Origin of the sequence: Sporosarcina sp. BP05, assembly GCF_014282005.1 — a bacterium.
In the GTDB taxonomy this organism is placed as follows: Bacteria; Bacillota; Bacilli; order Bacillales_A; family Planococcaceae; genus Sporosarcina.
In genome coordinates, this window is sequence record NZ_JACFTD010000002.1 from 431953 (window position 1) to 445616 (window position 13664).

The 13664-nt window shown below is 43.7% G+C and carries 14 protein-coding genes; 12 read left to right on the top strand and 2 right to left on the bottom strand.

Annotated elements, in window-relative coordinates; all coding sequences use genetic code 11:
- Positions 1–17: 17 nt before the first annotated feature.
- The 11 genes from prfB (at position 18) to H2672_RS03955 (ending at position 11674) form a co-directional block, all read left to right on the top strand.
- Positions 18–1119, top strand: a protein-coding gene (gene prfB / locus H2672_RS03905) for a peptide chain release factor 2 (RefSeq protein WP_186669608.1) whose coding sequence is annotated in 2 segments (ribosomal slippage) — positions 18–89 and positions 91–1119 — 1101 coding nt in all. Because the reading frame shifts where the segments join, the coding sequence is not laid out codon by codon here.
- A 326-nt stretch (positions 1120–1445) separates the two neighbouring features.
- Positions 1446–1787, top strand: coding sequence for a cytochrome c551 (gene cccB / locus H2672_RS03910; RefSeq protein ID WP_186669219.1), 342 nt, complete (start codon positions 1446–1448; stop codon positions 1785–1787).
- Positions 1788–2515: 728 nt separating this feature from the next.
- Positions 2516–3199, top strand: a complete 684-nt coding sequence (gene ftsE / locus H2672_RS03915) for a cell division ATP-binding protein FtsE (protein ID WP_186669221.1) — start codon at positions 2516–2518, stop codon at positions 3197–3199.
- Positions 3189–4073, top strand: a complete 885-nt coding sequence (gene ftsX, locus H2672_RS03920) for a permease-like cell division protein FtsX (RefSeq protein WP_186669222.1) — start codon at positions 3189–3191, stop codon at positions 4071–4073. The genes ftsE and ftsX overlap by 11 nt, the downstream gene beginning before the upstream one ends.
- Positions 4074–4107: 34 nt before the next feature.
- Positions 4108–5412: a murein hydrolase activator EnvC family protein gene (locus H2672_RS03925; protein ID WP_255485296.1), complete on the top strand. Its 1305-nt coding sequence runs from the start codon at positions 4108–4110 to the stop codon at positions 5410–5412.
- Between the two features lie 121 nt (positions 5413–5533).
- Positions 5534–6181 (top strand): hypothetical protein, encoded by a 648-nt coding sequence (locus tag H2672_RS03930; RefSeq protein WP_186669224.1) that lies wholly within the window; start codon positions 5534–5536, stop codon positions 6179–6181.
- On the top strand, positions 6174–6755 hold the full coding sequence (locus H2672_RS03935) for a redoxin domain-containing protein (RefSeq protein WP_186669226.1): 582 nt from the start codon (positions 6174–6176) through the stop codon (positions 6753–6755). Before H2672_RS03930 ends, H2672_RS03935 begins: the two co-directional genes overlap by 8 nt.
- A gap of 73 nt (positions 6756–6828) precedes the next feature.
- Positions 6829–8277, top strand: a complete 1449-nt coding sequence (locus tag H2672_RS03940; protein WP_186669227.1) for a S41 family peptidase — start codon at positions 6829–6831, stop codon at positions 8275–8277.
- Positions 8278–8729: 452 nt separating this feature from the next.
- Positions 8730–9923, top strand: a complete 1194-nt coding sequence (locus tag H2672_RS03945; protein WP_222439291.1) for an RNA-guided endonuclease InsQ/TnpB family protein — start codon at positions 8730–8732, stop codon at positions 9921–9923.
- Positions 9924–10214: 291 nt separating this feature from the next.
- Complete coding sequence (locus H2672_RS19890; protein WP_186669231.1) at positions 10215–11384, top strand: PDZ domain-containing protein; 1170 nt, start codon at positions 10215–10217, stop codon at positions 11382–11384.
- A gap of 38 nt (positions 11385–11422) precedes the next feature.
- Entirely contained in the window at positions 11423–11674 is a 252-nt protein-coding gene (locus H2672_RS03955; RefSeq protein WP_186669233.1) for a CsbA family protein, read from the top strand.
- A 133-nt stretch (positions 11675–11807) separates the two neighbouring features.
- Here the strand turns inward: H2672_RS03955 and H2672_RS03960 are convergent, their stop codons facing one another.
- Positions 11808–12116 carry an AzlD domain-containing protein gene (locus H2672_RS03960; protein ID WP_186669235.1) on the bottom strand — a complete coding sequence of 103 codons (309 nt, stop codon included), beginning with the start codon at positions 12114–12116 and terminating at the stop codon, positions 11808–11810.
- Positions 12116–12841 (bottom strand): AzlC family ABC transporter permease, encoded by a 726-nt coding sequence (locus tag H2672_RS03965; protein WP_186669237.1) that lies wholly within the window; start codon positions 12839–12841, stop codon positions 12116–12118. Before H2672_RS03965 ends, H2672_RS03960 begins: the two co-directional genes overlap by 1 nt.
- A gap of 155 nt (positions 12842–12996) precedes the next feature.
- Here H2672_RS03965 and H2672_RS03970 point away from each other — a divergent pair, with 155 nt between their 5' ends.
- Positions 12997–13620 carry a TVP38/TMEM64 family protein gene (locus tag H2672_RS03970; protein ID WP_186669239.1) on the top strand — a complete coding sequence of 208 codons (624 nt, stop codon included), beginning with the start codon at positions 12997–12999 and terminating at the stop codon, positions 13618–13620.
- Positions 13621–13664 lie beyond the last annotated feature (44 nt).

A 13664-nucleotide genomic window follows, 5' to 3' on the forward strand; every position in this document is an offset into this window, starting at 1 on the left:
AGGAGGAAACAATTATGATGGAATTATCCGATGTACGCAACGAGCTTGACAAATCAGCTAAGAAATTAGCGGACTTTAGGGGGTCTCTTTGACTTAGAAAACAAAGAGGCACGAATCCAAGAGTTAGATGAAACAATGCTGGAGCCAGGTTTCTGGGATAGCCAGGAAGGCGCGCAAAAAGTAATCTCCGAGTCAAATGCGTTGAAAGACGTTGTTGGCGAGTACACGGAGTTGACTGATGAACAAGAAAACCTAGAAATGACGCTTGAATTATTACGCGAAGAAAACGATGCAGAAATGCAAGAAGATCTTGGCGTTGAGTTGAAGGGCTTCAAGAAGAAGCTGGATGCATTCGAATTGCAAATGCTTCTAAGTGATGAATTCGATAGTAATAGTGCGGTTCTTGAACTTCATTCGGGTGCAGGCGGTACGGAATCCCAGGACTGGGCTTCTATGCTGCTTCGCATGTACACACGTTGGGCTGAACATCGCGGCTTCAAAGTCGAAACACTCGACTACCAAGCTGGGGATGAAGCTGGCGTGAAATCCGTCACACTGTCGATTAAAGGCCATAACGCATATGGTTATTTAAAAGCAGAAAAAGGCGTTCACCGCCTCGTTCGGATTTCGCCATTTGACTCATCTGGCCGACGTCATACGTCATTTTCTTCGATTGAAGTAATGCCGGAATTTGAAGGTGAAGTTGACATTGACCTTAAAATGGAAGATGTTAAAATCGATACGTACCGTTCAAGTGGTGCGGGCGGACAGCACGTCAATACGACAGATTCAGCAGTTCGTATGACGCATATTCCAACTGGCGCAATTGTTACTTGTCAGACAGAACGTTCACAAATTAAAAACCGTGATCGCGCAATCAATTTATTGAAAGCGAAAATTTACCAGATCAGAGTCGAAGAAGAGGAAGCACGCCTTCTTGAAATTCGGGGAGATCAAAAAGAAATCGGTTGGGGAAGCCAGATCCGTTCATACGTTTTCCACCCGTATTCCATGGTAAAAGATCACCGGACGAGTGCAGAAACAGGAAACGTCAGTGCAGTAATGGACGGCGATATCGACCTGTTCATTAATGCTTACTTACGTTCACGTATATCTTAATAGAATGAAATGAAGAGGAGTGCACTTCGGTGTGCTTTTTCTTTTGCCTGATTTTTTTTATGAAAAAATTGGATAGTCCGATAAAGAGGTTTTGGAAGCATGGATTATGTGTATATTAAGTAATGCAGACCTAATTTATTTCGATTAGTCGTCTGGTGCGTTTATTAACGGAGTTCACAAAGTTGAAACAAACTGTGGTGGAGGTTGATAGGACGGTATTTGTCGCCGGTTTGATGAATTTAGGGGAATCCCTAGGTGATTTAAATGCATGTTGTTTTGGTATACTTAGGTAGTTAGTACAATAATTCATAAATGGAGGTAAGAAAATGAAAATCAAGTTATTAGCAATTATGTTCGCAGCTGTTCTTGTTCTTGGGGCATGTGGCGGCAACAAAGCAAAAGAAGTAGACAAAGGTACGACAGGTACTAGTACTGAGACAGCATCCGTTGACGTTGAAAAAGTGGTTAGCACGAGCTGTATCGCTTGTCACGGTGGTAACCTTGAACTTAAAGGCGGCGTGGGTCCAGCTTTATCAAATGTCGGCGACCACATGACTGAAACTGAAATCCATGACGTAATCGTCAACGGCCGCGGAAGTATGCCAGGTGGTCTTATCGAAGGTGCCGAAGCAACTGCAGTTGCAAAATGGCTTTCTGAGAAAAAGTAACTTTTACGATGAAACCGCTCCTGGGCTATATGCCTGGGGCGGTTTTTTGTTTTGTTAGCGCAATGGGATGGACGTTGCCATTAGAGTTAGTCGTTAGCCATGACAGTTCGAGTGTTAGTCCTCACAGTTAGCTGAAATGCCATGACAGTTTGGCGTTGCCATTAGAGTTAGTCGAATTGCCGTGACAGTTGGTTTGTTAGTCCTCACAGTTAGCTGAAATGCCATGACAGTTTGACGTTGCCATTAGAGTTAGTCGTTAGCCATGACAGTTCGAGTGTTAGTCCTCACAGTTAGCTGAAATGCCATGACAGTTTGGCGTTGCCATTAGAGTTAGTCGAAATGCCATGACAGATGGTTTGTTAGTCCTCACAGTTTGCTGAATTGCCATGAAAGTTTGTCGATTAGCCATGACAATCGCACAGATAGCCCTCACAGTCCGCGACTTCCCCTCACAGTTCGACGGCACTCCTCGGCGTTTGATGAAATCAACCACTAATCCAAACATTATTGTCAATAATAGAGGAAATTGCTCCTAAAGGTCGAATACAGACAAGTGAGACGGTCTTTTGGTCTAGTGGTTTAGTCGTATTATAGAACTATTGTCTATGTTTATTGATGTTATATTCAAGAGTTAAATGAAACACAACTGTAATACTTAGAAAGTCGAATCATGTTATAATGGGGCTGTTGGAAAAAAAGAGAGACAAAAATATTCAGGTGGTTTTAGAATGATTGTGATGAAAAATGTCTATAAAAAATATCCAAACGGCGTCGTTGCAGCAAATGGCATTAATATTGAAATCGGCCGGGGCGAATTTGTTTATGTGGTCGGTCCGAGTGGTGCAGGTAAGTCGACGTTCATTAAAATGATGTATCGTGAGGAAAGACCAACAAGTGGAGATATTATTATTAATGGGACAAATCTTGCAACATTGCGTAACAAACGTGTACCGCAATTGCGCAGGCAGATTGGCGTCGTCTTTCAAGACTTCAAATTATTACCTAAATTGACTGTTTACGAGAATGTGGCGTTTGCGCTCGAAGTAATCGAAGCGCCTCCAGCAGAGATTAGGAAAAAAGTGAATGATGTTCTTGCCCTTGTCGGACTTACGCAAAAAGCGCGGATGTTCCCGAACGAATTATCAGGTGGAGAAGAGCAACGTGTTTCCATCGCTAGGTCAATCGTCAATGTACCCAAAGTTGTCATTGCGGATGAACCGACAGGAAATCTTGACCCTGAAACATCATGGGAGATCATGAGGATCTTCGAACAGATTAATGCTCGTGGAACGACGATTGTCATGGCCACCCATAATAGGGAGATTGTTAATACAATAAAACACCGTGTTATCGCTATAGAGGGCGGACTCATTACCCGTGACGAATACGGAGGTGAGTACTATGAAGGCTAGAACCCTCGGCCGGCATGTACGCGAAAGTTTCAAAAGCATTCGCCGTAACAGCTGGATGACGTTTGCGTCAGTCAGTGCTGTTACTGTCACTCTCCTGCTTGTCGGTGTATTTATCGTGATTATGATGAATTTAAACCAACTTGCGCAAAGTATCGAGAATGACGTGGAAATCAAAGTTGTTGCTGATCCAGCAGCAGACGAAACGACAATTAAAGAGCTAGTAGAAAAGGTCCGTTCGACAGATGGTGTTCTCGAAGTGGTTTATTCGTCGCGAGATGCGGAGCTGGACAAGATGATTAAATCATTTGGTGATGAACTTAGTTTATATAAACAGAGCAATCCGCTTGGCGATGCACTGTATGTAAAAGCGAAGGACCCACAACAGACTGCTACTATTGCAAAGAAAATTGATACATACGACTACACTTATGACGTCGTGTATGGCGAAGAAAAAGTGGAGAAGCTTTTCGGAATATTGAACATGAGCCGAAACGTCGGTCTGGTTCTGATAGTGGCACTATTATTTACGGCGATGTTCCTTATTTCGAACACAATCCGTATAACAATCGTTGCTAGACGAACTGAAATTGAAATTATGAAATTAGTCGGAGCGACGAATAACTTCGTGCGTATTCCGTTTTTATTGGAAGGAATGTGGCTAGGCATTTTGGGGGCAATCGCTCCAATGCTCATCATTTCTATATCCTATTACAAGCTATTTGAACTTTTGGAACCGAAACTGCAAGGAGAACTGTTCCAATTACTTAACACGACACCATTCATTATCCAACTGAATGGACTGATTCTATTTATGGGGATCTTTATTGGTGTTTGGGGTAGCTTTATGTCTGTGCGTAAATTTCTTAAAGTGTAAATTAGAGATAGAGTGTGAGAGGGGAACTGGGAAATTGAATAGATACAAAAAGCTATTGTCAGGTATAATTGCAATCGTTTTCCTGTCTACTATTATTAATGGAGCGGGCGTTTTAGCAAGTCCCTTGGATGACATGAAAAAAGAACAGAAATTACTTGATATGAAGAAAAGTGAATTGAATACGGGAATAAGTAAAAAGAATACTGAAATTCAAAGCAAAAAAACAACAATCGAAAAAATCACGGATCAAATTTTAGCACTTAACGCTAAAATAAACGAATCCAATGAACAAATTAACCGTGTTATCGGACAAATAAATCAAACAACTAATGAAATTGATGCGTTGCGCATTTCAATTGCTGATCTTGAAAAGAAAATTGAAGAACGTGATGTGGTATTGCGTGACCGTGTTCGTACTATGCAAGTAAAAGGCGGACAAGTTAACTATCTGGACGTTCTTCTTGGAGCAAATAGTTTTGCAGATTTCATAGACCGTTTTTCGGCTGTCAATTCTTTAATGGATGCAGATCGGGGTATCATGGAGCAGCAAGCGAGTGATATTGCGCAGCTTGAAGAAGAAAAAGCACTTGTCGAATCAAAACTCGCTAAGCAAGAAGCAGCTAAAAAAGATCTTCAAAACTTGAGAGCGTCTCTTTTAGCACAGAAAAAAGATAAGAATAAGTTAATCGATCAGCTAGAAGCTGAACAACAGAAATTAGCCAACGAAAAAGAAAAGTTGGAAGTTGATTTGCATGAAACGTATGAAGTTAGTAAAAATCTTGAAGCGAAGATTTTAACGGAGCAAAAGCGTATTGCTGAAATTGCTCGTCAAGCCGAAATTGCTCGTAAAGCAGCGGCAGCTCAAGCTGCGAAGGATAAACAAAATAGTGGTGGTTCGTCATCTTATCTTCCACCCGTATCAAACGGTAATTGGACGAAACCAGCTTCAGGAACTTACACTTCGTCATTCGGTTGGAGAACGCATCCAATCTACGGTACTCAAAGGCAACACCGTGGAGCCGACATTGCGAATAGCACCGGAACGTCTGTTGTCTCTGCAGGGGACGGGGTTGTTTCCCATGCGGGTCCAATGGGGACTTATGGCAATGTTATCATGGTGACACATTCAATTGATGGGCAGATTTTCACAACTGTCTATGCACATCTGTCTAGCATTAATACAGGCGCTGGTCAGCAAGTTGCAAAAGGCCAATTCATTGGGAAAATTGGAACTACAGGCGCATCGACCGGGCCTCACCTCCATTTTGAAATGCATATTGGAAACTGGTCAGCATCTGGACCAAGTGCCGTGAATCCGTTACGTTATGTATCATTTTAACTAATTGTGTCCGTCCCAAGACTGGGGCGGATTTTTTTTGTTTCTTTAAACTAGAATGATGGCTTTCGAGGCTATTATTGGATACGATTATGGTATAAATTGTCGAAGGGGTTTTATGCGAATGCCAGTCACTTCGTTTTTTACAATAGGAAGCCTCAGTGTTCCTGCGTCTTGGATTGCCATCATGGCGGCATTTGTTGTTGCATATAGTGCAGTTCGGTTCCGATATGGGAAGAAGCATGCGGAGATCATAGGGGATGCTTTCTTTTATTTGGTGATTGTTTGGAAATTGAGTATCGTACTCACTGATTACGAATCGGTTCTTCGGTCACCTCTTGCGATTATTTATTTCCACGGTGGGGTCGTTGGTTTTTACTTAGGACTGTTATTTATTGCCGGGAAGATCTTATGGGATATGAATAAGGGGCGGCTTGTTGCTGAGGGATTTCGGGCCATTTTTACGGGTGCAGTTTTAGTTCAAGTTGTGTATCAGGTGATTATGGTTTTATTGAATGAAGGCGAACTGTTTGCGCAAGCAGTGACAATTATTGTATTCGGGTTATTCGCGGTCTTTTTCTGGATGAATAGTGGGAAATCTGGTAATTGGCCGGTTCAACTTGCGCTTGTGTTTATGGCGGTTCATGTTTTTGTATCCGCTGTTCAACCGGATGAATTTATTCAGACGCCGCTAATTACGACTGTAGTCATGGGTTTGTTTTTTGTAATCGTGTTTATGCGGAAGTTAGATTGGAGGAACGACTATGAATAAGAAAACACTTGGATTCATCGTAGCTGCATTGCTAGTTGGATCGATGGTGGTAGTTATGGTGAAATCGAATTTGGATAAACCGAAGAAGATTGATGAATTTCTGATTGGTGCAGATTTTAGTGCATTAGACGAAGAGCCTGGCTTGGAAAAAGGTTCGATTCCACCTGACTTTGAACTGTCTACGCTTTCTGGAGAAGTGGTTAAGCTATCGGATTTGAAGGGCAAGAAAGTAATTTTAAATTTCTGGGCGTCGTGGTGTGGTCCGTGTAAGGCGGAAATGCCGCATATGCAGAAATACTATAAGAAATACAAGGATGCCGATAATGTTGAAATTGTTGCGGTCAATTTAACGACGGCGGAAAGGCGGGGCATTAAGGGCGTTGAGGAATTCATCGATATTTATGGATTGACGTTCCCGATTCCGCTGGATAAAGAAGGTACAGTGATGGATGACTATCGGATTATCCCGATTCCTACCACGTTTATGATTGGTACGGACGGTAAAATTAATCAGAAAATCGTCGGGCCGATGGATGAAAAGACATTGAGGGGCCTTGTTAAGAAGTTAGATTGAAGAAAGCCGGTTTTCTGCTGTCGTAATGTTCCTTTGTCGTTCATATAGTGGACGGAGGAGGGGACATTGCATTATGCAAAGAAGCCGGTTTATGTTATTCGTCGTATTGGCCGCTTTGGCGACGGTCGTCTTTCTTCTGTTGGATGGTTGTGCAGGAGAAGGAAGTACCAAGAAGGAAGAAGGGACGCTAAGTGCCTCGTTTCCAGTCATTGATGAAGCGTTCAACGTCATCAAGAAGCAAGGCGTATATCCAGTGGATAGGGACATGTTGATTGAAGGGGCGCTTCGTGGAATGGCGGATGTCATCGGCGATCCGTATTCGACGTATCTGTCGCAGGAAGAGGCGGCCGCCCATAAGGAATCGCTGGCAGGAGAGCGAATCGGGATCGGCGCTGAAATTACGCGCTCGAATGGGAAATACATCATCGTGGCCCCAGTCAAAGGTTCTCCAGCTGATAAAGCGGGCTTGCAACCGTATGACGAAATCATTCGTATTGACGGTGAGCGAATTGAAGGGGAATCACTACAGGACGTTGTACAGCGAATCCGCGGCAAGAAAGGGACAGCGGTTTCAATGACGATTTTTAGGCCGGATTTGGATAAGCATATCGAAGTGTCGGTCGTGCGAGACAGTATTCCTGTAAAAACTGTATCCGCTGAAATAATGGAAGAGCGTGGACAGAAGATCGGTTACATATCGATTACGATGTTCGGCAATGAAAGCCGTCAAGAGTGGCTGGACGCAACAAATAAGCTTGTTAAGGACGGGGCGCAGTCACTGATTATCGATGTGCGCGGCAATCCAGGCGGTTACTTGCATACTGTTGGCGGTATCGTGGGCAGTCTGGTGAAGAAAGATACGGTTTTTGCTTACATGCAAGATGCGGCAGGAACATTGGATCCGCTCGTTACGGAAAAGCTCGAGAAATTTCCGTATGATGAAAAGCTGAAGAAAATGCCGGTCGTTTTGCTGCAGGATAAAGGCAGTGCCTCTGCAAGTGAAGTGATGAGTGCTGCATTGAAAGATTTAAAAAGAGGCTATATCATCGGTGCAACAAGTTTCGGAAAAGGAACGGTTCAAGAAACATTGGACTTGTCAAACGGCGGAGAAATGAAATTGTCGACGCATAAATGGCTTACACCAAAAGAAAAGTGGATTCACGGAAAAGGTGTGAAAGAAGACCTTGAAGTTGTCCAAAGTGAATTGTTTGGCGAGCATATACGACTCGTCACTGAGGTCTATACGGAAGGCGATTACCACGATGATATCGCTTATGGGCAAAAGTTGCTGACAGGGCTAGGCTATAGCGTTGCTCGTGTAGACGGATTTTTTGACGAATCAACTTCCCGTGCAGTTAGTGCTTTCCGTGAAGACGCTAAAGTAGAAGCGGGGCCGACCATGGATCGATTATTTTACTCAACGTTGAAACTTAAAGTCGAAGAGTTCCGAAATGACCGTAAAAATGACGATCAGCTGCAAATGGCAATTGGCTATATTCATCATATAGTGGCTGGAAGGTAAAAGGGGACTCCTGACGTTAGCCGTCGGGAGTTTTTTGGGGGTTTATTGGATGATGATGGGGGGCAGGGGTCATGACTTCGAAGAGGACGGCCATGACTTCAGGGAGAGTAGCCCTGACTAAGTCGAGGTTTGCCCTTACTAACTTAGGTAGCCATGACTCCGAAGCGGACGGCCATGACTTTAAGAACAATAGCCTTGACAAAGTCGGGATTTGCCCTTACTAACTTAGGTAGCCATAACTTCGAAGAGGACGGCCATGACTATCGTCTACACCACACCAAAACTATAAGCGGTTTTTACCATTTAACACATCAGGGCAGAATTCTCCTTCCTCAACGCAAAGCGTAGGTGGGGGATGAATGCTTGCACTTGATGCAATCCTATAGAGAACGTTTGTTTCAATATGTGCTATAATTGATTGCGGGAATAGTCTGTTATACAAGATTGGAGGGATGAACGTGATTCGTTGTCTAAAAACGTCTTTTCGAACGAACAAGGAAACTATTGCCCGATTATTTCAGTGTAATCAAGTTTCGGGGGAAGTGTGGAATCGTTGTTTGGAACTTGCGAAAGAACACCATTTGAAAACGGGTAAATGGGTCACGAAAAGTGAATTGCAAAAAAGGTCAAAAGGGATATATCCGATTCATTCCCAATCTGTACAAGCTGTTTGCCATAAATATTTGTTTGCCCGGGATGCGGCAAAAAAAACCAGAAAAGCAGGGTATGTAACTAAATATCCCTATAAACAGAAGAAGTATTTCAATACAAAATGGGCGAACAATGGTTTCAAGGTGTATGAAGACGGGAAAATCGAATTATCGATGGGCGTTTTTGAAGGTAAAAGGCAGACACCTCTTGTTGTTTGGATAAAAGAAGTTCCGGTAGGCAAAATTAAAGAAATTGAATTGATTTTTGATAGACAACTCCTGTTATCCATCGCTTATGAAAACGGTCAAAAAATCAAAGAACATACTTTTGACAAACGAGCAGCTATCGATGTTGGTGAAGTGCACACTATTGCCGCAGTGGCAGAGAATGGCGAAAACATCATCCTTACAGGTCGTAAACTCCGCTCGATTCATCGGCTACGCAATAAAAAAATCGCTGAACTGCAACGGAAAATGAGCAAGTGTACAAAAGGCTCCAAGCAGTGGGGAAAGTATAACCGAGCAAAAAAATATGTGCTTTCCAAAAGTGAAAGACAGCTCCAAGATGGGCTTCATAAAACCACGAAACAATTTGTCGACTGGTGCGTTGAAAATGAAGTGAAGGAAGTGGCGTTTGGTAATGTAGACGGAGTGCAACGCAATACCTCTCGCCGTAAAAAGAAAAAGGTTCGGAGTCGAACGACGAACCAAAAATTATCGAATTGGTCTTTTGGAAAAGTGTATGCATATTTGACGTACAAATTGGATGCAGAAGGCATTAAAATCGATAAACATGATGAAAGTTATACGACGCAACAATGTCCTTGTTGCGCGAAGAGACGCAAAGTGTCTTCGAGATTGTACAAATGCCCATGCGGCTACTCAAACCATCGTGATATTCACGGTGCGTCAACTTTCTTTGCCAAAACATTTTATGGGAAAATAAGAGAACTGGACTTCAGTTTGAAACATACAAAGTATCTACGGATTGCCTAATAGCAAGAAGTAGTAGATGGTCAGTTCCGACCCTGCTTATCTCTAGGTAAGTTGTTGCCTACTGTAGTTGACGAAAGTGATTCCTGTGATTGATCACAAAAGAGAAGTGTCACCCACTTATTTTGTTGGAACGCTGTTGTCGATGTCGTAGGAAACCCCCATTTCAAAAACGATTCGTTTTAAGTGGCGGGAGGTTCATTGAATAATTCAATAACGTTCACATAGAGCGGCATTCTTTTGTTACAATGTAGAAACATGATAGTGTAAACGAAGATTGGATGGTGACGGTTCGTGTCCGAGAAAACGATAGTTAATATAGTAGAAGCGGTTGCGCTGTTTTTCCTGAATCCATTATTGATAGCGGTTCTTTTTACAGCAGTTGGAGTTGGGTATTTCCGTGTGAAAAAAGAGCGTAGGAGTTTCAAAGTCCGTTTGTTGCCGGGGTTAACAGAATTGAAGCGGCTTTTGGCGGAGTCATGGCCATATGCGCTTGTTTTGTCCGTTTTGATTTCTGGGGTGGGTTTGCTAGCAGATCCAGGTTGGCTTGTGCTATTTTCTGCGTCGGCGCTTATTGCCCTGCTGACATTCTATTATAAAGTGACTTCACCGATTTATTTTGCGTCGGCGGCTTTTTTCGCTCTTTATTTCATAGAAAAGTATATGGGAGATTTCTCGTTTGGCGGATGGACGCCAGCTCAGGCGGATCTACTTGGCAATCTAGCGGTAACGATTCCAGTCATTGCGGGGTTATTCTTAATTGCAGAAGGACTTCTTATTAGACGTCATACGATCCGGTATGCGTCGCCGACCTTGGTGCATACAAACCGTGGACTGCGAGCTGCAGCCTTCAAGACGAAGCGGCTATGGCTGTTGCCAGTTGTATTCTTGGTGCCGGGGGATATGATTTCGGCTTTCGTACCGTATTGGCCGCAGTTCACATTTGGGGAGAGTGCATTCAGTTTTGTTCCGGTTCCTGTACTAATCGGATTTTCACAAGTGGCGCGCTCGCTGTATCCAGATGTTTTATTCCCTAAAATTGGTCGTGCTGTCGTTTGGACAGGCGGTACAGTAGTTGTCGTTGGGATTGCTGCACTATGGCTCCCGATTCTAGGGTGGGTAGCTTTACTGTTAGGGGTAGTGTGTCGGGCAGTTATTTCCATTACGGCTTGGCTACATGACAGGCAAGGTGGGTTCGTTGTTGCGCCGCGTGAAACGGGGGTTGTTATCGCGGGTGTTGTGCCAGGATCTCCAGGAGAAAAAATGGGGCTTCTGCCGGGTGAATATATCCGTTCTGTAAATGGTCTTCAGGTAAGCAACGAGAAAGAACTATATGATGCGATTCAGCTTAATGCTGCACATTGTCGCTTGCAAGTGATTGATCGTAACGGGGAAGTTCGGCTTATGCAGCAGGTTATTTATCGACATGACCATCATCGCCTTGGACTTCTCGTCGTTCGGTGAACATCGAGTGAACGATTACTCTGGAAGGAATGTTGAAAATGGATTCATTCGAAACTAAACTGTTACTTGCCTTAATTTTGCCGGGTCTGCTTGTGATTTTATTCACCCGTGTGACATTTCACCATGTCGTTGGCCTTATTTTAACGGTTGCATTGATTGCGGCATCGGTCTACGCGGGTTATACGCATAACTGGCTACTTTACGGGGCGGATGCGCTATCGCTCACCGTCGGATTCTGGTATGCGACACGTATGATGAAGATTGCAAGGCAGCATGAACAAGAGGAATGACGAATGGAGCCGTTCGCTGTTAAAGGAGCGGTTTTGTTGTGGGATGAAATAGGGGAGTGTGGATGAGCGTATCACGGTCAACCAATCAGCCCTCTCCAACAAAAAAGACCGCAACTAAGCGGCCCCCATATCCTCACATAAACAAACTATAAACGGCCAGCACAGCAATCGTACCCAGAACAACGGACATAACCCCGCCGCCTAAAATTGCGATTAAAAATGCGGCACCTGCTCCAAGCACCCCAAACAAGATATTCCCTTCCTGTACGAATAGAATCGCCGGAAAGATGAGTGCACCTAGGACAGCATATGGAATATTACGCAAGACACCTGACACAACCGGCGGCAACTCTTTACCATCTAAAACAGCCAGCGGAATCATACGCGGAATGTACGTCACAAGCGCCATGCCGAGAAGCATCCACCAATAACTTGGCCCCATTATACTTCCTCCTCTCGTATGAACATCGATTCCGCCGTTTTCCCGCGCCGCGAATAAACAATCTCCACAAGAATCGAGGACGCAAGCGTTGCGACAAGAATCGACCATCCTGTCGACAATGCCTCTGTAAAGTACAGGATACAATGGATGACCGCCCCAAGAGCAGCGAGCATGACAACTTTGCGGTTGCCTTTCATCGAAGGAACAAGCAATCCGATGAACATTGCGTAGAGTGCAATCGACATTGCGGCTTGTAAGAACTGTGGCAGATTAGCACCGATAATATGTCCGATGACTGTGAAGATGACCCAGCTGCCGTAGGCGATCAGCGTAACGCCGAATGCGAACGCTGTCGGAATCTTTCCTTTCTTTCCTGTTGCGAGTACTGTAAATGATTCGTCCGTAATACCAAACGCATAGATCGCTTTGACCCATTTTCGTGCGGGCTGCATCTTTTCATTGAGCGAAGCCGTCATTAGAAAGTGTCGAATATTGACCACGAATGTGTTCATGACGATCAACAGCGGGTCGATACCTAAAGTAATTAGGCTGAGCGACATGTATTGTGCGGCACCGGCATAGACGAAGATACTCATTGCTGTAGCTTCAATAATGGACAAACCGGCCGTTTTTGCGAGCAGTCCAAATGTGAGGGCTACGGGGAAATATCCGATTGCAATGCTCGTCCCTGCTTTTAAGCCAGCTGAAAATTGGTTATTGGTCATTGTATTCACATCTTCCCAAAGTATATTTAAGTGATTATACTATACTTATGGGTTTAAATGTTCATATTTAAAGGAAAACTCTAAATACGGGGTATTTCTATGTAATAAAAAAGTAGAAGCCTGACAAAAAAGTTTTCGAATTGAGGTTGTTACTGATGAACGAGTGGATGAATCCTGATAAAATCGTCGAATTAGCGCAGCATTACAAGGCACTTGGACCATTCCTTGGGCTGTTTCTGCCACTTATAGAATCATTTTTACCCTTTCTTCCTTTATTCGCATTTGTTCTGGCGAATGCAGGAGCTTATGGCCTTTGGTATGGTTTTCTTCTATCCTGGGCGGGAACAGTCATTGGCTCTTATGCAGTATTTCTTATCGTCCGCAAATATGGGCGCAACCGCATGCTTCAATTCCTAACAAAAAGTCCACGTATCCAAAAGTTGATTAAGTGGGTGGAGCGAAATGGTTTCGGACCTTTGTTTATCTTTATTTGTTTTCCGTTTACACCGTCCGCACTCGTCAATTTTGTAGCGGGCCTATCTGATATGAAGAAAAAGAATTATTTAATCACACTGATGGCTGGGAAATTTGTGATGATTTCCATGATTAGCTATATCGGGTATGATATAAGGGCTTTATTCACCAATCCAATCCGGACGGCAATTGTAATTGGCGTGATTTTTCTGCTATGGCTGGTCGGCAAATATTTCGAGCGCAGACTGAATGCAAAAATAGAAGCCGATTTCCGTGCATCCGCCGCTCCGCGTAATGATAAGTAATCGCACCCTATTCAGTTGAAACAGTTCCTGTCATCCCTAACTTT